The organism is Serratia sp. Ae19-1 (genome assembly GCF_059801225.1).
Map to the genome: position 1 here is coordinate 88,466 of NZ_JBCHWD010000006.1, position 20,909 is coordinate 109,374.

Consider the following 20,909-nt stretch of genomic DNA (forward strand, 5'->3'; position numbering starts at 1 on the left):
AAAGAATGCGCAATGTAACGTGCTTGCAATAAGAGTTAATCGCAACTCATGGTGGGAACAAGCCACTTTGGTATATTCGGTATAATCATAACCAGGTAATGGTAAGTCAATGAAGATACAGGTAGAGGTTTTAAATAATAACGTTGCAAAGAAAATCACAACTCCTGAGCTTAATGGGGAAATTTTTGCATTCGACAGAGATAATATTGATGCGCTTGATAAATTAAATGTCATTAATAAAACACCGATGTGTTACATTCTTTATCACGATTATTATGACCGAAGCATTAATAAAAATGAAATATATATTGGTCAGACTGATACGGGAATGATAAGAATAAAAACACACCATAGGGAGAAGGATGATTGGAATAAAGGGTTGATAATTTTCTACGGAATGCCTTCGTTTGATGTAATATTCAAACTTGAAAGTGATTTAATTCAGTTAGCTAAAATTTCGTTGAAATACCATGTCTTGAATATAAAAAATGAAAGCAGAGGGAATTTGTGTGATTGTCAAGAGGAGCAATATGATGTGTTCCTTGATAAAATTCAAGACGTATTAAATGCCATTAATATAGATATCTTTGCGAGAAAAATTGATGGTGCATTTACCTTTGATTCTCAAACCAACCTGAAAGCATCATTAATTAAATGCTCACCTCCTTACGAGATAATGGTTCTCGCAGGAAGTTTTGCTGAGGATTTTAAACTTGGATATACTGGGGATTTATTCAAGAAAAATAACGTAAGCATTGAGAAACGTGAGAAGAAAACCACAATCATGAGGCGTAGAATAATAAGTGAACATATATCTGAAGCTAACTATTATACTTTCAATATTGACACGCATTTCATAATTGAAGAGGCTGAAAAAATGGCTTTGTATAAATTTAAAAATGTTAACGGATTAAGTATGCACAAATTTCTTGACTAGATATATATCATATGTAATCTAATTTTTTGTTATGTTGGTTTTACAAGAGCGAAGAGGAAATGAGGAGATTGATAAATCGTGACAAGCTCCTCGCCATTTATTGGCTAAAATCAAACCTACTTAACAGAATAAGTATCCTCTAATAAGTTTTTAGTACCGAGGGATTTGCACATTATAGTTAAAGGCCATTTAGCCCAAGCTTGCTTACCATCGATTAGCAGAGGTAAAGTCTGCAATGTCAACTAATGAAACTGAGCGGATATTTGCACTTTTCCCTTTCGGTAATGCAGCAAACCAGCTGGAGCTAACTGAGCGTAAAACCCAGCGACTTATGAACCGCTTTAGTGAATCGTATGCTGCACGGTTAGTCAGCCTTCGTGGTGGAAAGCCTGGAAATCATCGGTTTCCGGAAACTAAGTGCAATTTGATGCGGGTCAACGTACGCCATAATTATCGTAGATTATAGATGGTTGAGTGGGCTACAATAGCGTTGAAATTTTTAGGTTTATAAAGTTAAGAATGTATCGAGATCCGAAAAATTAATTATTGATTTCTATTGTCAAAAGAATTTATGCAAGGTGCAATTTATTAAGGAATGAATGATTGTGAATAAAATTATCAGAATCGACTTTTTAGAAGATACAGAGAAAGAGTATTATGCAGCACTCTCATGGCTCAATGATCTAGGAGTGAAAATAGACGCAAGTAGGCTGATGCAAACCTATAAGAGAGTAATAAAATCAAAAAAAGAGCAGTTGAGTCCCGATGAGGTTTGGTCATCATTGGAGTTACATGAAGCTCATGAGTTATATAAAACATTTTCTGAGCTTCCGGAACTACATGAGAACATTCGTGTAAATTTAAAGAAAATCATAAAGGGTCAATTATTTCTTAAGGACGAAGTAATATCAGGCACAGCTAACAATGGCCGAAATTATATGTTTGAGCTGTCGATGGTTGAGTACTTCATTAAACGCGAAATACATATTCGATTCGATTCCAAAGCAGATTTCAATATTGCCACCCCATTTGGTAATGTCTTCTTTGAGTGTAAAAGACCAGCATTAGAATCTACATTGCTAACAAACACGTTAGAGGCTTTCAAGCAGATTAATAATAGAGGAACGCCATCCGACTCAGGTGTGGTATGTATATCTTTGAGTCGAATAATCTGGGAAAAAATGAAGAGTGGGATATTAAACTCTAAACTAGATGATATAACAAGCTATGTGTTAAATTTAGCGAATGAAGAGTTAGAAATTATAAAACGGTGTTGGGACTTCAATAAGCATAAGAAAACCATATTAATCATCACTGATATCAAAGTTCCATTTGTGAATCCTGAAACCAATGATCTTTTATTTTTTCAACATAAAAACTTTAATTTCAGATATTGGGAGATGCACCTTGCCTCACCATGGAATCATGAAGTTATCACAAGGGGGATTATATCCAAGGCAATAATCAATCAATTTGAAAATGAAAACATGGCCAACCCTATAATGGCAAAGTAATCTGAACGCCTAACTGCGCATACTGCCCTCATAAAAAGATGGAAAATCTGCAGTGACCTTTTTTATGAACTTAAATTTTCAATTATTTCCATCTGGGGCAGTTTCGGGGTTTCTTGTTGAGGTATAATTATCTTTTGTGATTAGAATGTAAATCCTTTACTTGGGGTAGAACTATTTCCATCACCGGCTGGGAGTATCCACTATCCGCTCTTGGCACAAAGTGGACCCTGAGGAATGAGTTCTATCCTCGTGGTTCACTAAGTGCAGTAAGTTCTACTCGAATCCTGCTACCCATTTGTCCAGCATATCAGCCCACTCCTGCATCATCAGCTTACGCTCATCAAGATAAGTTGCATGATTGTAAGTGCGACGAACATTGTTGATATCAGCGTGTGCAAGTTGGGCCTCAATAGCATCAGGTCGATAGCCCATTTCGTTTAAACGCGTACTTCCTGTAGTTCTGGTTGCATGGGGGCTATAAATGCCACTCCAGCCGAGGCTTTTTAGTAGCTGGCGCAGGGAGTGCGATGTCATTGGACCTTTCGGATTATCCCTGCCCGGAAAGAGGTGCTGTCGATGCCCGGTTAATCCCTGTAGTGTTCTGAGCATTTTGACAGCTTGTAAGGGCAGGGGAATAACGTGTTCTCTGCGGGCTTTCATCCGCGCTGCCGGAATGGTCCACAGGGCGTTATCAAGATCGAATTCTGTCCATTCTGCTTCGGTGGCTTCTGCAGGACGCGCCAATGTCCACCACATAAGCCACATGCAATAGTTAACCTGATACGAGCCACGACTATTGTCAAAACAGCTTAGTAACTTTCCGATTTGCTGAGGATTTAGTGCCTGTTTGTGCTGTGTCTTATTAGCCGGAAGGGCCTTGCGCACAGGCCATACGGGATCGCTATCAGCTCTAAGCGTCGCGACTGCCAACTCAAAAACTGATGAAATGGTGCGACGGGCTTCAGCGGCAACTGTTGGTGCTCCTCGTTTAGCGGTTTCCTGAAGAATTTTAAGTATATGGTGTGGAGTGATCTCTCTGACAGGGAGCTTACCGATGGCGGGAAAAACCACACGTTCAAGCATATCCAGTCGCCGCGTTTTGGTGATTTCGGCCCAGTCTTTCATCTGCAACCACTCTTTGGCGATCAGCTCAAAGGTGTTGGATGCGTCGTTGACCTTGCGGATCTTATCTAACTGGCGAGCCTGTGTCGGGCTAACTCCATTCGCGACTTGTTTACGCGCTTGCTCACATTTTTCGCGAGCTTCGGCAAGTTTGACCGTTGGGTACTCACCCAACGCGAACATGCTGGATTTGCCGTTGAGTTTAAACCGATAGCGCCATGCCTTTTTGCCGTTGGGTTTCACTTCGAGGTAGAGACCATTGAAGTCATTGAGTCGATAGAGTTTTTCTTTCGGCTTAGCAGTGCGGCATTGCGTATCAGTGAGCATAGCGAGTCCTTGTCTATTTCTTATACCGCTATTGTACTCACTTAAAATGAAGGTGGAAGAATGTTGTACTCATCAATGTACTCATTTTTGACAGCGTTTTTACGAGATGAGTTGAGACATTATGAAATGAAAAATCCACGCAATTGCGTGGATTTTATAGTGTTTTGTGATTTTCATGAGGTTAATTAAGACCTCGCGAGACAACAAATTTTATTTAGACGTTGAACAAGAAGTTCATTACGTCGCCGTCTTTGACGATGTAGTCTTTACCTTCGGAGCGCATTTTGCCGGCTTCTTTGGCGCCTTGCTCACCCTTGTAGGTGATGAAGTCGTCATAGGAGATGGTTTGGGCGCGGATAAAGCCTTTCTCGAAGTCGGTGTGGATCTTGCCGGCCGCCTGCGGGGCGGTGGCGCCGACCGGGATGGTCCAGGCGCGCACTTCTTTCACGCCGGCGGTGAAGTAGGTTTGCAGGTTCAGCAGTTCATAACCGGCACGGATCACGCGGTTCAGACCCGGCTCTTCCAGGCCCAGTTCGGCCATGAACTCGTCGCGCTCTTCGTCTTCCAGCTCGGCGATGTCGGATTCCACGGCAGCGCACACGGCGACCACCACGGAGCCTTCGGCGTCGGCGATTTTACGCACGGTGTCCAGGTACGGGTTGTTCTCGAAGCCGTCTTCGTTCACGTTGGCGATGTACATGGTCGGCTTCAGCGTCAGGAAGCTCAGGTATTTGATCGCCGCTTTGTCTTCCGCGGTCAGATCCAGCGCGCGCAGCATGCCGGCGTTTTCCAGGTGCGGCAGGCATTTCTCCAGCGCCGCCAGCTCGGCCTTGGCGTCTTTGTCGCCGCCTTTGGCTTTCTTCTGCACGCGGTGGATGGCGCGCTCGCAGGTGTCCAGGTCAGACAGTGCCAGCTCGGTGTTGATCACGTCGATATCTTCGGCCGGATCGACCTTGTTGTTGACGTGGATGATGTTGTCGTTCTCGAAGCAGCGCACCACGTGGCCGATGGCTTCGGTTTCGCGGATGTTGGTCAGGAACTGGTTGCCCAGGCCTTCACCTTTAGACGCGCCTTTCACCAGGCCGGCGATGTCGACGAATTCCATAGTAGTTGGCAGAATGCGCTGCGGCTTGACGATCTCGGCCAGCTTATCCAGACGCGGATCGGGCATCGGCACCACACCGGTGTTCGGTTCAATGGTGCAGAACGGGAAGTTGGCTGCTTCAATGCCCGCTTTGGTCAACGCGTTGAACAGGGTGGATTTGCCTACGTTAGGCAGGCCGACGATACCGCATTTGAATCCCATGTTGTAATCACCTTAAATATCTTAACTATCAGCCGGTTAGGTTTAATCGACTGCATAAAGGGCAAAATAATGCCGCCATTATACACGTAATGGGCGTTTATCTCGATCAGACTTGCTTGGCCGGGGCGAACGCAGCGCGGGCGGCCGGTTTTTATTTGAGATTTGGATCACATTTACCCATACTGGCCATTCCGATTAACCGACAGGAAACGCGCCGGATGTATTTCTTGCCTACGCCACCCTGAGTTGTGCCCGCCTGCAGTCTGCCGCCCCTTGCGGCTCCCCATACCCGCTACGCGGGGAGATGATGTCATCTGTCATAAGTGAATAATGCATGTTTAATCTGAGTAACGTCAGGATCGCGGACGTTAAAAATGAAGTCCTGGCGGGCTTTGTGGTGGCGGTTTCGATGATCCCCGAGGCGGTCGGCTTTTCGCTGGTCGCCGGTCTTTCGCCGATCGTCGGTTTGCACACCGCGTTTATTATCGGCCTGGTCACGGCGCTGTTCGGCGGCAAGCCGGGCATGGTCTCCGGTGCCGCCGGCTCCATTGTGGTGGTGCTGATGAGTCTGGCGGCGCAGTACGGCATGGGTTACGTGCTGTGGGCCACGCTGTTCGCCGGGGCGATTCAAATCCTGATCGGCGCCTTCCGGCTGGGCAAGTTCATTCGTCTGGTGCCGCTGCCGGCGATCCACGGCTTCGTCAACGGTCTGGCGATCGTCATCATGTTGGCGCAGCTGAAGATGATCGCCGGGCAGGGGCCGCTGATGTACGGCCTGGTGGCGCTGGCAATTGCGGTGGTGGTGCTGTTCCCGCGCCTGACCAAAGCCATTCCGTCTTCGCTGGCGGCGCTGCTGGTGGTCTCGGCGTTGGCAATCGGTCTCAATCTGCACACGCTGCGGGTGGGCGATCTGGCGGACATTTCCGGCGCGCTGCCGCACTTCAGCCTGCCGACGGCGCCGTTCACCCTGGAGATGGTGCGGGTAGTGCTGCCCTACGCGGTGGTGATCGCCCTGGTCGGTTTGATTGAATCGCTGCTGACCATGACGGTGCTGGATGAAATGGGCGGCAAGAAGGGGAACGGCAACCGCGAGAGCATCGCGCAGGGCGCCGGTAACGCGGTATGCGGCCTGTTCGGCTGCTTCGCCGGCTGCGCGATGATCGGCCAGTCGATCATCAACTTCACCTCAGGCGGGCGCGGGCGCATTTCCGGCACGGTAGGCGCCATTCTGTTGATTCTGTTCGTGGTCAGCCTGTCGCGCTATATCGGCCTGTTGCCGGTGGCGGCGCTGGCGGGGGTGATGCTGGTGGTGTGTTACAACACCTTCGAGTGGAGCTCGCTGCGCCGTTTGCGCCGCATGCCGAAAGCCGATGCGTTGGTGATGATCGTCGTCACGCTGATCACCATCTTTACCGATCTGGCGGTGGCGGTGATCAGCGGGGTAATTATCTCGGCGCTGGTGTTCGCCTGGCAGCAGGCGCGCATCCGCGTGCGCCAGCGGCAGGTGGCGGGCGACGTGGCGGTGTATCAACTGGATGGCCCGCTGTTCTTCGGCTCCGCCGCCGCTTTCGCCGAGCTGTTCGATCCGCAGAGCGATGCGCAGAATGTGGTGCTGGATTTTGCCGGCACCCGGGTGATGGATTCCAGCGGCGTAGAGGCTATCGATAAGCTGACGGCGCGTTATCTGGCGGCGGGAAAAAGCATCCGCCTGCGCCACCTGAGCGGTGACTGCGTGCGCTTGCTCAAGCGCGCCGGGCCGTTCTGCAGCCATGAGCTGGACGATCCGCAGTATTACGTGGCGGAAGAGGGCTTCACCGCCGACGATCGCCGGGTGGGAGAGGAAACCTTCAACCCGCGCGGCTAAAAGCAGGCAGCGGGCAGGGCGCCCGCTGCGGCAAGGCTCAGGCCTGCGCCTTGAAGCTGTGCAGGCGCTGTACGGTTTTTTCCAGCCCGTCCTTCATCAGCATTTCGGTGCAGCGCAGCGACTCGTCGATCGCTTCGTCAATCATCTTCTGCTCGCTGGCCGGCGGCTTGCCGAGCACGAAGCCCACCACCTTGTTCTTGTCACCCGGATGGCCGATGCCGATGCGCAGGCGATAGAAGTTCGGGTTGTTGCCGAACTTGTTCTGGATGTCCTTCAGGCCGTTGTGGCCGCCGTTGCCACCGCCGAGCTTGATTTTGGCCACGCCGGGCGGCAGATCCAGTTCGTCGTGCGCCACCAGGATCTCGTTCGGTTCGATGCGGTAGAAGTTGGCCATCGCCAGCACCGCTTTGCCGCTCAGGTTCATGAAGGTGGTCGGCACCAGCAGGCGCACGTCGTTGCCCGCCAGGTTCAAACGGGCGGTGTAGCCGAAGAACTTGCTCTCTTCTTTCAACTGCTGATTGTGGCGCTGGGCCAGCAGATCGACGTACCAGGCGCCGGCGTTGTGGCGCGTCTGGGCGTATTCCGCGCCCGGGTTGGCCAGGCCGACTATCAATTTAATACTGCTCACTGGGAGATTCGCTATGATCAGGGTAATGGAAAGGGCCTTAGTCTACCTGTCGGGGCGGCGAATGACAAAATCCGATCTCCGCCATCGTCTTAGGTAAGAAAGACGAATGATTCATTAGCTGAATAATTCAATTTGTCCGCTAATTTTCAGCGCCGTGTTAAGAAGTGTCAATAATTCTTTACCATTTGTGATCGCCTCCGCAATCCCCTTGCCGCCACAAGGACTATACTTAACTTATCAAAGTGGGTTAACAAGTTGCAGCGTTATCCCGGTTGGCACATGGCAATCATGGAGGTGGCATATGAAACGTAGAAACGCGGACAGAATGGGCAACTTTTTTATGGGGCTGGGGCTGGTCGTGATGATCGGCGGCGTCGGATACTCCATTATTGCTGAAGTATCCCAGTTCAATTTACCGCAATTTTTCGCCCACGGCGCCATCATGAGCATCTTCGTCGGCGCGCTGTTGTGGCTGGTGGGCGCGCGTATCGGCGGCCGCGAGCAGGTGGCGGATCGCTACTGGTGGGTAAAACACTTTGATAAACGGTGCCGTAACGACCAACATCGTTCGTCGCATTGATTAAAAAATCAGAAGGGAAGCGAGAGCAGGGCAAGGGAATATCTGCCGTGCATTAAGGTCTGAGGTCATGTTGGACTACGAGTAGAAAACCCGTTGTTGCGTACGCACCAACGGGTTTTTCTTTTTCTGCTGTCGGGCACGTTATCTTTCCGGCACGGTGGGCGCCGCACCGGAAAGACGACGCATCAATGCTCGAACATCGCAGAGATCGACTCTTCGTTGCTGATACGGCGGATGGCTTCAGCCAGCATGCCGGACAGGGTCAGAGTGCGAACGTTTTTCAGTGCCTTGATTTCCGGCGACAGCGGAATGGTGTCGCAGACGATCACTTCATCAATCACCGAGTTCTTGATGTTGTCCACGGCGTTGCCGGAGAAGATCGGGTGCGTCGCGTAGGCGAATACGCGCTTGGCACCGCGTTCTTTCAACGCTTCAGCCGCTTTACACAAGGTGCCGCCGGTGTCGATCATGTCGTCGACCAGCACGCAGTCGCGGCCTGCCACGTCACCGATGATGTGCATCACCTGAGAAACGTTCGCGCGCGGGCGGCGTTTGTCGATGATAGCCATGTCGGTGTCGTTCAGCAGTTTGGCGATGGCGCGGGCGCGCACGACGCCGCCGATGTCCGGAGAAACCACGATCGGGTTTTCCAGGTTCTGCTGCAGCATGTCTTCCAACAGGATCGGGCTGCCGAACACGTTGTCTACCGGTACGTCGAAGAAGCCTTGAATCTGCTCAGCATGCAGATCCACCGTCAGAACGCGGTCAACCCCTACGCTGGAGAGGAAATCGGCGACAACCTTGGCGGTGATTGGCACACGCGCGGAACGCACGCGGCGATCCTGGCGGGCATAGCCGAAGTAAGGGATAACGGCGGTAATACGACCTGCGGAGGCGCGACGCAGGGCGTCGACCATCACAACCAGTTCCATCAGGTTGTCGTTGGTCGGGGCACAGGTGGACTGGATGATGAAAATATCACCGCCGCGTACATTTTCGTTGATTTGCACGCTCACTTCGCCGTCGCTAAAACGACCTACAGCGGCGTCACCAAGGCTGGTGTACAAACGGTTGGCAATACGTTGTGCTAGTTCCGGGGTGGCGTTACCAGCAAAAAGCTTCATATCAGGCACGAGAAGAACCTCAGGCTTGCGTCCAGAGAAGATATTGTCATACGACATCGCCAAGGGGCAGTCGGCGACGCCGGCGCAATATACATACGGGTATGTAAAACTAAAATTGAGACCGCAGGCAGCGCAGGGATAACAGGGCCAGGTGTGCATGACCCTGCGCAGCGAAACGTTGAGCTACGACTCAAACCGCCCGGAACGAATGCGATGTAGTGGGGAGACGTTAACGCCGCGCGCTACAAAGCCACGCAACCACTCCGGGGCTTGATTTAACACCTGACGGGCGGCGATTTCTGTGTCGAATTCAGCAAACACACAAGCACCTGTGCCAGTCAGGCGTGACGGGGCGTATTCTAACAGCCATGAAAGAAGCTGTTCAACCTCGCGAAAACGTTTTCTTGCGATCGGTTCGCAATCATTTGCGTACGGCGCCTGCAACAGCTCATTTAAGGAGCGAACCGGGGTATCCCTTTTCAATTCGGCGTCGCCGAAGATAACCGGCGTCGGGATGCCGACGCCGGGATGCGCCACCAGATACCATTTTTCCTGCGGTTCGGCCGGCTGCAGGCGCTCGCCGATGCCTTCGGCGAAAGCGGCGTGGCCGCGCACGAACACCGGCACGTCGGCGCCGAGGCTGAGCCCCAGCTCTGCCAGTTGGTCGTCGCCAAGGCCGCAGCGCCACAGTTCGTTGAGCGCCACCAGCACGGTAGCGGCGTTGGAGGAGCCGCCGCCCAAACCACCGCCCATCGGCAGACGCTTGTCGATGCTGATGTCGGCGCCGCGCTGTGCGGTCTGCAGGCCGCGCTCATCGCAATAGCGCTGCAGCAGGCGGGCGGCGCGCACGATCAGGTTCTGCTCGTCCGGCACGCCGTCGACCGGCGTCAGCAGGTTGATGCGATCGTCCTGGCGCGGGTCAATGGTCAGGGTGTCGCCGTAGTCCAAAAACTGGAACAGCGTCTGCAGCAGGTGATAGCCGTCTTCACGACGGCCGGTGATGTACAGAAACAGGTTGAGCTTCGCGGGGGAGGGCCACTGGCGGATCATTTGAGCGTCCAGTTATCCATTTTCAGCTTGATGCGCTGGTCGCCCTGCTGCAGCTCCAGGCGGTTCGGCAGCGTCGGCTGCACCTCGGTGCTGTAGCCCTGGTAATCCACTTTCCACGTCTGGCCGCCCTGCTGGTAGGTCAACTTGCTCAGACGATATTGGTCATCCAGCGCAAAATCGTTGGCTTCGCCCGGCAGACCGAGCATCCATTGACGCAGGTTGTTCAGCGGGATCGCCATGCCGGTCAACTTGCGGATCATCTCGTCCGGGTTATCGCTGACGTAGCGTTTGCCCTGGTTATCGGTCAACTGCACCACGTTTTTCTGCACGTTGAGATCCATTTCCGTACTGCCCAGCGGGTTGGTCAGCAACAGGCGGTAGCGCTCCGGCGAGAACTGCTGCCAGAAGAAGCGGGCGTAGACTTTTTTCTGGTCAGACAAGTAGGCGAAGGAGCCGCGGGTCTGATAGGTGCTGAGCTGCTGCACCGCCTGCTCATGGGCGCGCCACTGCGGTGAGGTCGGGCTGGTGGCCGGGCCGCTCGGCCTGGTGGTGGTACAGGCGGCCAACACCAGGCTGGCCAGCGGGATCAGACGGAGCAAACTAACTTTGCGTATTGGCATAACTTTCTCTTGTCCTTTTGTCCTTGCGGGCATGCGCGACGAAACCCGGATTCAGCGCTCACGCTAACGGGGCGGCGGCGACGCGTCAATTTTTTGCTGCATCGCGTTGAATCTTGCCGCTTTTACCGGCGCAATACCAACCCGGCGCGCGCGTCGGGGTCGCCATTAAGATTAACACAATCGTTTCGTAGCGCTGCCCGGGTGCAACAATTTTCGTTACGGCAGGGGGCCGCCGTTAGCGTTTGGTTGATGTTTGTCTCGGTATGCTGCCGGGGGTTTTTGTTGCGGGAAATAATCGAATGAAGATAGCGGTGCGAATAATCATTTCGCTTCTGTGCTTTGCCGGTGCGGTATTTTTTTATTTTCAGGCCAAGCAGGTTTTTTGCCAGCAGGTCTCTTTTATCTTGGATCCATCCTATCGTTGCGGCACGCTGGGGTGGTAAACGCGCGGATTATAAGCGGATAGCCTGCAGGTTTTACCGAATCCTGCGCGGGATACCGCATCTTGCGCTAAAATTCAGTATGCTATGCCGTCAAATTATAAATCATCCCACTGTATTTATTACTTATTCATTAATTGATGTCGTCTATGACAGCGATTGAACGGAAGATGCGGTTGTTACTTTTATTGATCCCGCGCATCAAGTAGAATGCCGTTCAACGAGAACCCATACCAACAGAAGTATTACTCGAAGCAATGACCCTGCTGGCGTTAGGTATAAATCACAAAACCGCTCCGGTTTCTCTGCGTGAAAGGGTGACCTTCTCGCCAGAGTCCATCGATGAGGCGCTGACCAGCTTGCTCCAACAACCGTTGGTGCAGGGCGGCGTCGTGTTGTCCACCTGCAACCGCACCGAGCTGTATCTCAGCGTGGAGCAGCAGGAACACATGCACGAGCAACTGGTCGCCTGGCTGTGCGCCTACCACAACCTGCGCCCGGAAGAGGTGAAGAAAAGCCTGTACTGGCATCAGGGCAACGACGCGGTCAGCCATCTGATGCGGGTGGCCAGCGGGTTGGACTCGCTGGTGCTGGGCGAACCGCAGATCCTCGGCCAGGTGAAAAAGGCCTTCGCCGAGTCGCAACGCGGCCAGTCGCTGTCCGGCGAGCTGGAGCGCCTGTTCCAGAAATCCTTCTCCGTCGCCAAGCGCGTTCGCACCGAAACCGAAATCGGCGCCAGCGCAGTTTCCGTTGCTTTCGCCGCCTGTACGCTGGCGCGGCAGATTTTCGAATCGCTGGCCGATCTCAACGTCTTGCTGGTGGGCGCCGGTGAAACCATCGAGCTGGTGGCGCGCCACCTGCGCGAACACAAAGTGCGGCACATGATCATCGCCAACCGCACCCGCGAGCGCGCGCAGCTGCTGGCGGACGAAGTCGGCGCGGAAGTGATCACCCTGCCGGAGATCGACGAACGCCTGGCGGACGCCGACATCATCATCAGTTCCACCGCCAGCCCGCTGCCGATCATCGGCAAGGGGATGGTGGAGCGCGCGCTGAAGGCGCGCCGCAACCAGCCGATGCTGCTGGTGGATATCGCCGTACCGCGCGATATCGAGCCGGAGGTCGGCAAGCTGGCCAACGCTTATCTGTACAGCGTGGACGATCTGCACGCCATCATTCAAAGCAACCTGGCGCAGCGCAAAGCGGCGGCGGTGCAGGCGGAGTCGATCGTGCAGCAGGAAAGCACCAACTTTATGGCCTGGCTGCGTTCGCAGGGCGCGGTGGAAACCATCCGCGACTACCGCTCGCAGGCCGACCAGATCCGCGCAGAAATGGAGGCCAAAGCGCTGGCCGCCATCGCGCAGGGTGCCAACGTGGAGCAGGTTATTCACGAGCTGGCCCATAAACTGACCAACCGCCTTATTCATGCCCCCACCAAATCCCTCCAGCAGGCCGCCGGCGACGGCGACGTGGAGCGGTTGCAGTTATTACGCGACAGCCTCGGGCTGGATCAGCATTAGTTTTCTCTATTAACAGGGTTTATTACCACGCATGAAGCCTTCTATTGTTGCCAAACTGGAAGCGTTACAAGAGCGCCATGAAGAAGTGCAGGCGCTGCTCGGCGATGCCGGCGTTATCGCCGACCAAGACCGGTTCCGCGCGCTGTCGCGAGAATACGCGCAGCTGACCGACGTCAGCCGCTGCTTCCTGGAATGGCGTCAGGTGCAGGAGGATCTGGAGACGGCGGAAATGATGCTGGACGATCCGGAAATGCGCGAGATGGCGCAGGAAGAGCTGAAACAGGCGCGGGCGACCAGCGAAGAGCTGGAACAACAGCTGCAGGTGTTGCTGCTGCCGAAAGATCCGGACGATGAGCGCAGCTGCTTCCTCGAAGTGCGTGCCGGCACCGGCGGCGATGAGGCGGCGATCTTCGCCGGCGATCTGTTCCGCATGTACAGCCGCTACGCCGAAAGCCGCCGCTGGCGCGTCGAGGTGATGAGCGCCAACGAAGGCGAGCACGGCGGCTTCAAAGAAGTGATCGCCAAAGTTTCCGGCGACGGCGTGTACGGCCAGCTGAAGTTTGAATCCGGCGGCCACCGCGTGCAGCGCGTGCCGGAAACCGAATCCCAGGGGCGCATCCACACCTCCGCCTGCACCGTGGCGGTGATGCCGGAAGTGCCGGAGGCCGAATTGCCGGACATCAACCCGGGCGATCTGAAAATCGACACCTTCCGCTCCTCCGGCGCCGGCGGCCAGCACGTTAACACCACCGACTCGGCGATCCGCATCACCCACCTGCCGACCGGTATCGTGGTGGAGTGCCAGGACGAGCGTTCTCAGCACAAAAACAAAGCCAAGGCGATGTCGGTGCTGGGCGCGCGCATTCGCGCCGCCGAGATGGCCAAGCGCCAGCAGGCCGAGGCGTCCACGCGCCGCAACCTGCTGGGCAGCGGCGATCGCTCCGATCGCAACCGCACCTATAACTTCCCGCAGGGGCGGGTGACCGACCACCGCATCAACCTGACGCTCTACCGTCTGGACGAGGTGATGGAAGGCAAACTGGACATGCTGATCCAGCCGATCGTGCAGGAGTATCAGGCCGATCAGCTGGCGGCGCTGTCCGCCGAGCAAGAGTGATGGATTATCAACACTGGCTGCAAGCCGCCGCCGCGCGTTTGACCCACAGCGACAGCGCCCGGCGCGACGCGGAAATCCTGTTGGGTTTCGTGACCGGCAAGGCCAGAACCTTCCTGATGGCGTTCGGTGAAACCTTGCTGACGCCGCCGCAGCAACAGCAGTTGGAAACGCTGCTGGCGCGCCGCGAATGCGGTGAGCCGGTGGCCTATCTGGTGGGCGAGCGCGAGTTTTGGTCGCTGCCGCTGTCGGTCTCGCCCGCAACGTTGATCCCGCGCCCGGATACCGAATGCCTGGTGGAGCTGGCGCTGGCGCGCCTGCCGCCGCAACCCTGTCATTTCCTCGATCTCGGCACCGGCACCGGCGCCATTGCGCTGGCGCTGGCCAGCGAGCGCCCGGATTGTTCGGCAGTCGGCGTCGATGTGCAGCCGGATGCGGTCGCGCTGGCGCAGCACAACGCGCACAAGCTGAAGATCGACAACGTCCGATTCTTGCAGGGCAGCTGGTTTACGCCCGTCGCGGGGCAACGCTTCGCGCTGATCGCCAGCAATCCGCCCTATATCGACGCCGCCGATCCGCATTTGTCGCAGGGCGACGTGCGCTTCGAGCCGGGCAGTGCGCTGGTGGCCGCCGAGCACGGGCTGGCCGATCTGGCCGCCATCGTGCGCCAGGCGCCGCACTATCTGCAGCCGCAGGGCTGGCTGCTGTTGGAACATGGCTGGCAGCAGGGTGAGAGCGTGCGCACGCTGCTGCAGACCGCCGGATTTTCCGCTGTCGCCACCCACCGTGATTACGGCGACAACGACCGTGTGACGCTCGGCCAATGGCCGGGATAGCGCCTCTGATAATAACGACGTCCGAGCCATTTAAGGGAGCATCATGACTGCATACACCGCGTTGAAACATTTCCATTTGCTGACGGTCGCCATCAGTATTACCTTGTTTGTGCTGCGTTTCTTTTGGCAGTGGCGCCGCTCGCCGATCATGGGCCGCCGCTGGGTCAAGATAGCGCCGCACCTGAACGACACGCTGCTGTTCGTCAGCGGCATCGCGCTGGTGGTGACGTTCGGGTTTTATCCGCTGCTGGGTATGGACTCATGGCTGACCGAGAAGCTGTTTGGCGTTATTATCTATATCCTGCTTGGCTACGTCGCATTGGGCAAGAAGACCAAAAGTCAGCGGCTGCGAACCGTGGCGTTCGTGCTGGCCTTGGGCTGTCTGTATCTGATAATTAAACTTGCCACGACGAAAATACCGTTTCTGATGGGATACCTATGAGTAGCATTGCTGATTTTGAATTTAACACCTCGCCGCTGAGCGAAGGTGTGATCCTGGTGTCGCAGTCGGTGCGGCGCGATTTTCCCGCTGCCGACGTGGAGCGCAAGCTGCAACAGCTGGTGGACGAAGCGCGTGCGGTGGTGCCGGCCGATATCACTCAGGAGCAGCAACTGGATGCGCTCATTGAACTGTTCTACAAGACCTGGGGATTCGGCGGCGCCAGCGGCGTGTACCGCCTGTCGGACGCCATCTGGCTGGACAAGGTGCTGGAGGGGCGGCAGGGCACGCCGGTCTCGCTGGGCACCATTTTCCTGCACATCGCCAACGCGCTGGATCTGCCGCTGCTGCCGGTGATTTTCCCCACTCAGCTGATCCTGCGCGCCGACTGGCTGGACGAAGAGCTGTGGCTGATCAACCCGCTGAACGGCGAAACCCTGAGCGAGCACCAGCTGGAGGTGTGGATCAAGGGCAACCTGGGCTTGGGCGCCGAACTGGAAGACGACGATCTCGACGAGTCGGAGAACATCATGGTGGTGCGCAAGATGCTGGATACGCTGAAGGCTGCCCTGATGGAGGAAAAACAGCTGGAAATGGCGCTGCGCACCAGCGAAACGGTGCTGTGCTTCGATCCGGAAGATCCCTACGAGATCCGCGATCGTGGGCTGATTTACGCCCAGCTGGAGTGCAACCACATCGCGATTTCCGATCTCAACTATTTTGTCGAGCAGTGTCCTGAAGACCCGGTCAGCGAAGTGATCAAAGTACAGATCCACTCGATTGAGCCGAAACAGGTGACGCTGCATTAATTCAATGACTCCGTGCAGTTTGCAAGGCGACGGTTACAACCTTAACAAAGGCGAAAGCATGAAACAGAAAGTGGTTAGCATTGGCGACATCGACGTAGCAAACGACCTGCCGTTTGTGCTGTTTGGCGGTATGAACGTGCTGGAATCGCGCGATCTGGCGATGAGCATCTGCGAGCACTACGTCACCGTGACGCAAAAACTGGGCATTCCTTACGTATTCAAAGCCTCTTTCGACAAGGCCAACCGTTCTTCCATTCACTCGTACCGCGGTCCGGGCCTGGAAGAAGGGATGAAGATCTTCGAAGAACTGAAAAAAACCTTCGGCGTGAAAATCATCACCGACGTGCACGAAGCGGCGCAGGCGCAGCCGGTTTCCGAGGTGGTTGACGTGATCCAGCTGCCGGCCTTCCTGGCGCGTCAGACCGATCTGGTGGAAGCGATGGCGAAAACCGGCGCGGTGATCAACGTCAAGAAGCCGCAGTTCGTCAGCCCGGGGCAGATGGGCAATATCGTCGACAAGTTCAAAGAAGGCGGCAACGATCAGGTGATCCTGTGCGATCGCGGCAGCAACTTTGGCTATGACAACCTGGTGGTCGACATGCTCGGCATCAACGTGATGAAGAACGTGACAGGCGGCCATCCGGTGATCTTCGACGTGACCCACGCATTGCAGACTCGCGATCCGTTCGGCGCCGCGTCCGGCGGCCGTCGTGCTCAGGTGGCCGAGCTGGCGCGCGCCGGTATGGCGGTCGGCCTGGCAGGGCTGTTCCTCGAAGCGCACCCGGATCCGAACAACGCCAAGTGCGACGGCCCGTCCGCGCTGCCGTTGGACAAGCTGGAACCGTTCCTGGCGCAGATGAAAGCCATCGACGACCTGGTGAAGAGCTTCCCGGAGCTGGATACCAGCAACTAAGCGCTCCGCGCCATAAAAAAAGCCCGACTCGTCGGGCTTTTTTACGTTTAGGCCTCGGTGGCCGCCAGCGCTTCCGGCAGCGTCGGGTAGAACTGCAGGCGGCCCTCGATCGGCTGCACCCGCGCGCGCGCCAGGGTTTTCAGCGGCTGGAACGGCACATCGGTGATCACCAGTTTCTTGTCCGCCGGCAGCACGTCAATAAAGCGCCGCAGGGCGCTCAGGCCGCCGGCGTCGAGCACCGGCACCGCATCCCACTGCAGCACGATCGTCCGGTAGCCCTCACTGCGCGCCAGCAGTTCGGTGAAGATGCGCTCGGCGGCGGCGAAGAACAGCGGGCCATTCACCCGCAGCACCAGACGGCCGTCGCCGGCGCTCAGCTCGCTCAGCCGCGTCATGCGGGCGATGCGGCGCATGAACAGCAGCGAAGCCAGCACGATACCGACGGTAATGGCGATCACCATGTCGAACAGCACCGTCAGCGACATGCACAGCAGCAGCACCAAAATGTCGTCCTTCGGCGCCCGGCGCAGCAGATAAACCACCTTGTGCGCCTCGCTCATGTTCCAGGCGACCATCAGCAGCAACGCCGCCATCGCCGCCAGCGGCAGATACGAGAGCCACGGCGCCAACACCAGCAGCGCCAACAGCACCAGCAGCGCGTGGATGATGGCGGACACCGGCGAGGTGGCGCCGGCGCGCACGTTGGCCGCCGAACGGGCAATCGCGGCGGTTGCGGTGATGCCGCCGAAGAACGGCGCAATGATGTTGCCCGCGCCCTGGCCGATCAGTTCACTGTTGGAGTTATGCTTCTTGCCGGTCATGCCGTCGAGCACCACCGCGCACAGCAGCGATTCAATCGCGCCGAGCATCGCCATTGAAAATGCCGCCGGCAGCAGCGCGGAAACGGTTTGCCAGCTCAGGTTGAACGGTTGCCCGCCGCCGCCCGGCAGATGCCAGGGCAGCAGCAGCTGCGGCAGAATTGGCGGAATGCCCTGACCGCTGCTGCCGTCGGCCAGCAGGTAGCTGAAGCGGGAGCCGATGGTCGCCACCGGGTGGTCAAACAGGGTCAGCAACCCCATCAGCGCAGTGCCCGCCAGCAGCGCCGGCAGGTGGCCGGGCACGCGCAGGCCGAGTTTGGGCCAAAAGATCAGGATCAGCAGCGTCACCGTACCGATCAGCGTATCGCCGAGATCCAGCGTTGGCAGCGCTTGCAGCAAGGCGTACAGCTTGCCGACGTAATTTTCCGGCGTGTGCGCCAGCTGCAGGCCAAAGAAGTCCTTGATCTGCATGGTAGCGATGGTGATGGCGATGCCGGAGGTAAAGCCGAGCGTCACCGGCAGCGGAATGTACTCGATCAGCCGGCCAAAACGCGCCAGCCCCATCAGCAGCAGAAATATGCCGGAGATCAGCGTGGCGACCAGCAGACCGGCCAGGCCGAACTGCTGCGAGACCGGATAGAGGATCACCACGAAGGCGGCGGTGGGGCCGGAGACGCTGTAGCGCGAACCGCCGCTGACGGCGATGACGATGCCGGCGATGGCGGCGGTATACAGGCCGTACTGCGGCGGCACGCCGCTGGCGATCGCCAGTGCCATCGCCAGTGGGATGGCGATAATGCCGACCGTCACCCCGGCGATGGCGTCTTTCAGCAACCGCGCCAGGCTATAAGGTTCCCGCCAGCAGGCGTCTATCAGCGCGCTGAAGGGGCGAATTCTGTTTATTTCATGCGTTTTCATCTACGGTGCGTACCAAATCTTCAAAAGTGAAAGGAATGGCGGGCCCGATGAGGTCCGTCTTGTCACGTGACAGATACCATACGCCTTTTGTTCAGCGGATTACCAGACCTGTGTCAATTTGGGGCAGGAAATCAGAGAGTCGTCGTTTTATCCGGCGCTAAATACCGTTGTCGGGTAAGTCAGCCGCAGATTCTGCGGCTGTGCAGCACAGGAATACGCGAGGTTTTAACGGTTAGTGAAGGGCGGGCAAGGGTAAGTCGAGAAAATCGGCTAAAGTGCTCACCAGCAGCTGGTGATCTTCTTTCTGCGGCGCGCCGGAAATGCTGATGCTGCCGACGCAGCCGAGGCCGGCGAGATTGAGCGGGAAGGCGCCGCCGTGTACCGAATAGTCGCGCACGCTCAGCCCGTAACGCTCCTCCAGCGACGTTTGCCGCTGCTGCAGGCGCAGGCCGATGGCGTAAGAGCTTTTGTGAAAATGGTTCACCAAATTGCGTTTGCGCCGCACCCAGTCGGCGATGTCCGGCGTTGCGCCCGGCATGGCGTAATAAAACAGCGTCTGCCCGGCGAGTTGGATCTCGATGGCGATGCTCAGGCCGCGCCGTTCGGCGGCGGTTTTCAGCGCGGCGCCCAGCTCCCAGGCGGTAGCGGCGTCAAAATGCGTAAAGGCCAGCGTCGCTTCCTGTTCGCTGAGCGCGTGCAGTTCATCGTCGATATTCATGCGGTTCTCCCCTGATTACACCCTGCACAGAGTAGCCCGAAGCGTTCGCCGTGAGATAGACGGCTTGGTGATAAGATAGAACTGCTACTCTATTATTAGACTGTGTAAAATACCCGCCGCCGAAGCGGAGACGACAGGGATGCGTTATTCAACGTCTGTACATTACACCCCTGGCGATCCCGAGGAGCGCGCTGATTCTTTATGACTTACATTGTGTCTATTCCCGCCATTTACAGCGACGCTTGCATTACCTACGCCACGTTGTCGATAAGCTATTTCGTCCTCAGTAAAAACGCCCCTTTCTCCTACCGTTCCGCACTGTGGAAACGCATCGTTTTCGGCCTGCTGGCCGGAGTGGCGGTGCTCTATTTAAGCCAGGACCGGCTGCTGCTAAACGATAAGGTGCACTACAGCTTTGCGATGATCCCGATGGTGCTGGTGACCTTCTTCGGCGGCGGCGTCAGCGGGTTGGTGAGCTTTCTGTTCGCCATGGCGCTGACCGGCGGTTTCACCGTCGATAATCTGTTTATCGCCTCGATTCTGGTGCCGCTGCTGCTGTCGCGGGTGTGGCTGAAGAAATCCCATTGGACGTTTTATCTGACGATCGGCGCCATTGCACTGTATCGCATTGCCGTGGTGTGGGTATTGATGGATATGAGCGGGCTGTGGCTGGACGTGCTGCTGTATCAGGCGATGTCCGCGCTCTGTCTGGCGATTTGTTACCATGCGCTGAATTTCAAAGAGCGTCATATCTACGCCTATTTCGCGATGCGCGCACGTGCCACCACCGACAGCCTGACCCATATCAACAACCGCGCCAGCGTCGATTACCAGCTGATGTTGCAGCGCGTCGAGCGCCGCCCGTGCGGGCTGATGATCCTCGATCTGGATGACTTTAAAAAGGTTAACGACACCTACGGCCACCCGGCAGGCGACGTACTGCTGGCCAGCGTCGGCCGGCTGCTGCAAAACAGCGTGCGCAACGAGGACTTCGTCGGGCGCTACGGCGGCGAGGAATTTATGGTGATCACCGCCAGCTACGATCCGCAGGTCATCGGCGGGGTGGCGGAGCGCATTCGCAGCGCGGTGGAAAGTTCGACGTTCTTGCTGAATGCGCACGACGAGGCGCACATCACGATATCCATCGGCGTGTCGCTGTATTTGCCCGGCATGACGGTGGACAAAGCGATCGCCATGACCGATGAAGCCTTGTATGAGGCGAAACGCAGCGGTAAAAACCGGGTGGTGACCAGTCGCGTGATGCAGCTGGCCCCGCTGGGCGCCGGTTTCCCGCGCGAATAGGCCGCCCCCA

At 56.1% G+C, this 20,909-nt stretch carries 19 protein-coding genes; 11 read left to right on the top strand and 8 right to left on the bottom strand.

Annotation, left to right across the window (positions count from 1 at the left end; genetic code table 11):
• Positions 1-109 precede the first annotated feature (109 nt).
• Positions 110-937 carry a GIY-YIG nuclease family protein gene (locus AAIE04_RS17700; RefSeq protein ID WP_498577445.1) on the top strand — a complete coding sequence of 276 codons (828 nt, stop codon included), beginning with the start codon at positions 110-112 and terminating at the stop codon, positions 935-937.
• 605 nt (positions 938-1,542) lie between these two features.
• A complete protein-coding gene (locus tag AAIE04_RS17705; protein ID WP_498577446.1) occupies positions 1,543-2,451 on the top strand; it encodes a hypothetical protein in 909 nt (302 codons plus the stop codon).
• A gap of 273 nt (positions 2,452-2,724) precedes the next feature.
• Here the strand turns inward: AAIE04_RS17705 and AAIE04_RS17710 are convergent, their stop codons facing one another.
• Together AAIE04_RS17710 and ychF are read right to left on the bottom strand one after the other, a co-directional pair.
• Complete coding sequence (locus tag AAIE04_RS17710) at positions 2,725-3,900, bottom strand: tyrosine-type recombinase/integrase (protein WP_498577447.1); 1,176 nt, start codon at positions 3,898-3,900, stop codon at positions 2,725-2,727.
• A gap of 214 nt (positions 3,901-4,114) precedes the next feature.
• Positions 4,115-5,206, bottom strand: a complete 1,092-nt coding sequence (ychF, locus tag AAIE04_RS17715; RefSeq protein ID WP_033633304.1) for a redox-regulated ATPase YchF — start codon at positions 5,204-5,206, stop codon at positions 4,115-4,117.
• A gap of 334 nt (positions 5,207-5,540) precedes the next feature.
• Here ychF and AAIE04_RS17720 point away from each other — a divergent pair, with 334 nt between their 5' ends.
• On the top strand, positions 5,541-7,070 hold the full coding sequence (locus AAIE04_RS17720; RefSeq protein WP_498577448.1) for a SulP family inorganic anion transporter: 1,530 nt from the start codon (positions 5,541-5,543) through the stop codon (positions 7,068-7,070).
• Positions 7,071-7,107: 37 nt separating this feature from the next.
• Here AAIE04_RS17720 and pth read toward each other — a convergent pair whose 3' ends face one another.
• Entirely contained in the window at positions 7,108-7,698 is a 591-nt protein-coding gene (gene pth, locus AAIE04_RS17725; protein ID WP_004941053.1) for an aminoacyl-tRNA hydrolase, read from the bottom strand.
• A 301-nt stretch (positions 7,699-7,999) separates the two neighbouring features.
• Between pth and ychH the strand changes: the two genes are divergently transcribed.
• Complete coding sequence (gene ychH / locus AAIE04_RS17730; RefSeq protein ID WP_043147272.1) at positions 8,000-8,278, top strand: stress-induced protein YchH; 279 nt, start codon at positions 8,000-8,002, stop codon at positions 8,276-8,278.
• A 185-nt stretch (positions 8,279-8,463) separates the two neighbouring features.
• Here ychH and prs read toward each other — a convergent pair whose 3' ends face one another.
• The 3 genes from prs to lolB form a co-directional block, all read right to left on the bottom strand.
• Positions 8,464-9,411: a ribose-phosphate diphosphokinase gene (gene prs, locus AAIE04_RS17735; protein WP_004941061.1), complete on the bottom strand. Its 948-nt coding sequence runs from the start codon at positions 9,409-9,411 to the stop codon at positions 8,464-8,466.
• A gap of 174 nt (positions 9,412-9,585) precedes the next feature.
• Entirely contained in the window at positions 9,586-10,452 is an 867-nt protein-coding gene (gene ispE, locus AAIE04_RS17740; protein ID WP_019454775.1) for a 4-(cytidine 5'-diphospho)-2-C-methyl-D-erythritol kinase, read from the bottom strand.
• Positions 10,449-11,072 carry a lipoprotein insertase outer membrane protein LolB gene (gene lolB, locus AAIE04_RS17745; protein WP_498577449.1) on the bottom strand — a complete coding sequence of 208 codons (624 nt, stop codon included), beginning with the start codon at positions 11,070-11,072 and terminating at the stop codon, positions 10,449-10,451. The genes ispE and lolB overlap by 4 nt, the downstream gene beginning before the upstream one ends.
• A 697-nt stretch (positions 11,073-11,769) precedes the next feature.
• Here lolB and hemA point away from each other — a divergent pair.
• The 6 genes from hemA to kdsA are packed head-to-tail and all read left to right on the top strand — an operon-like array spanning position 11,770 to position 17,143.
• Positions 11,770-13,032, top strand: a complete 1,263-nt coding sequence (gene hemA / locus AAIE04_RS17750) for a glutamyl-tRNA reductase (protein WP_019454778.1) — start codon at positions 11,770-11,772, stop codon at positions 13,030-13,032.
• 31 nt (positions 13,033-13,063) lie between these two features.
• Positions 13,064-14,149: a peptide chain release factor 1 gene (prfA, locus tag AAIE04_RS17755; protein WP_019454779.1), complete on the top strand. Its 1,086-nt coding sequence runs from the start codon at positions 13,064-13,066 to the stop codon at positions 14,147-14,149.
• Positions 14,149-14,982 (top strand): peptide chain release factor N(5)-glutamine methyltransferase, encoded by an 834-nt coding sequence (gene prmC / locus AAIE04_RS17760; protein ID WP_498577450.1) that lies wholly within the window; start codon positions 14,149-14,151, stop codon positions 14,980-14,982. The genes prfA and prmC overlap by 1 nt, the downstream gene beginning before the upstream one ends.
• Positions 14,983-15,022: 40 nt before the next feature.
• Positions 15,023-15,424 (top strand): SirB2 family protein, encoded by a 402-nt coding sequence (locus AAIE04_RS17765; RefSeq protein WP_171455054.1) that lies wholly within the window; start codon positions 15,023-15,025, stop codon positions 15,422-15,424.
• Positions 15,421-16,230: an invasion regulator SirB1 gene (gene sirB1, locus AAIE04_RS17770; protein ID WP_015377575.1), complete on the top strand. Its 810-nt coding sequence runs from the start codon at positions 15,421-15,423 to the stop codon at positions 16,228-16,230. Before AAIE04_RS17765 ends, sirB1 begins: the two co-directional genes overlap by 4 nt.
• A 58-nt stretch (positions 16,231-16,288) precedes the next feature.
• Complete coding sequence (kdsA, locus tag AAIE04_RS17775) at positions 16,289-17,143, top strand: 3-deoxy-8-phosphooctulonate synthase (protein WP_004941087.1); 855 nt, start codon at positions 16,289-16,291, stop codon at positions 17,141-17,143.
• 47 nt (positions 17,144-17,190) lie between these two features.
• Here the strand turns inward: kdsA and dauA are convergent, their stop codons facing one another.
• Together dauA and AAIE04_RS17785 are read right to left on the bottom strand one after the other, a co-directional pair.
• On the bottom strand, positions 17,191-18,879 hold the full coding sequence (gene dauA / locus AAIE04_RS17780) for a C4-dicarboxylic acid transporter DauA (protein ID WP_063919243.1): 1,689 nt from the start codon (positions 18,877-18,879) through the stop codon (positions 17,191-17,193).
• Between the two features lie 232 nt (positions 18,880-19,111).
• Complete coding sequence (locus AAIE04_RS17785; RefSeq protein ID WP_498577451.1) at positions 19,112-19,597, bottom strand: heme-degrading domain-containing protein; 486 nt, start codon at positions 19,595-19,597, stop codon at positions 19,112-19,114.
• Between the two features lie 201 nt (positions 19,598-19,798).
• Between AAIE04_RS17785 and AAIE04_RS17790 the strand changes: the two genes are divergently transcribed.
• Entirely contained in the window at positions 19,799-20,899 is a 1,101-nt protein-coding gene (locus tag AAIE04_RS17790) for a GGDEF domain-containing protein (RefSeq protein WP_498577452.1), read from the top strand.
• Positions 20,900-20,909: the final 10 nt, after the last annotated feature.

What these genes read in the sequence shown, in the direction of transcription:
- AAIE04_RS17710 (WP_498577447.1), bottom strand. Translation starts at nt 3,900, where the DNA reads ATGCTCACTGATACGCAATGCCGCACTGCTAAGCCGAAAGAAAAACTC.
- AAIE04_RS17700 (WP_498577445.1), top strand. Translation starts at nt 110, where the DNA reads ATGAAGATACAGGTAGAGGTTTTAAATAATAACGTTGCAAAGAAAATC.
- AAIE04_RS17785 (WP_498577451.1), bottom strand. Translation starts at nt 19,597, where the DNA reads ATGAATATCGACGATGAACTGCACGCGCTCAGCGAACAGGAAGCGACG.
- ispE (WP_019454775.1), bottom strand. Translation starts at nt 10,452, where the DNA reads ATGATCCGCCAGTGGCCCTCCCCCGCGAAGCTCAACCTGTTTCTGTAC.
- prmC (WP_498577450.1), top strand. Translation starts at nt 14,149, where the DNA reads ATGGATTATCAACACTGGCTGCAAGCCGCCGCCGCGCGTTTGACCCAC.
- kdsA (WP_004941087.1), top strand. Translation starts at nt 16,289, where the DNA reads ATGAAACAGAAAGTGGTTAGCATTGGCGACATCGACGTAGCAAACGAC.
- hemA (WP_019454778.1), top strand. Translation starts at nt 11,770, where the DNA reads ATGACCCTGCTGGCGTTAGGTATAAATCACAAAACCGCTCCGGTTTCT.
- dauA (WP_063919243.1), bottom strand. Translation starts at nt 18,879, where the DNA reads ATGAAAACGCATGAAATAAACAGAATTCGCCCCTTCAGCGCGCTGATA.
- ychF (WP_033633304.1), bottom strand. Translation starts at nt 5,206, where the DNA reads ATGGGATTCAAATGCGGTATCGTCGGCCTGCCTAACGTAGGCAAATCC.
- lolB (WP_498577449.1), bottom strand. Translation starts at nt 11,072, where the DNA reads ATGCCAATACGCAAAGTTAGTTTGCTCCGTCTGATCCCGCTGGCCAGC.
- AAIE04_RS17790 (WP_498577452.1), top strand. Translation starts at nt 19,799, where the DNA reads ATGACTTACATTGTGTCTATTCCCGCCATTTACAGCGACGCTTGCATT.
- AAIE04_RS17720 (WP_498577448.1), top strand. Translation starts at nt 5,541, where the DNA reads ATGTTTAATCTGAGTAACGTCAGGATCGCGGACGTTAAAAATGAAGTC.
- sirB1 (WP_015377575.1), top strand. Translation starts at nt 15,421, where the DNA reads ATGAGTAGCATTGCTGATTTTGAATTTAACACCTCGCCGCTGAGCGAA.
- prfA (WP_019454779.1), top strand. Translation starts at nt 13,064, where the DNA reads ATGAAGCCTTCTATTGTTGCCAAACTGGAAGCGTTACAAGAGCGCCAT.
- ychH (WP_043147272.1), top strand. Translation starts at nt 8,000, where the DNA reads ATGAAACGTAGAAACGCGGACAGAATGGGCAACTTTTTTATGGGGCTG.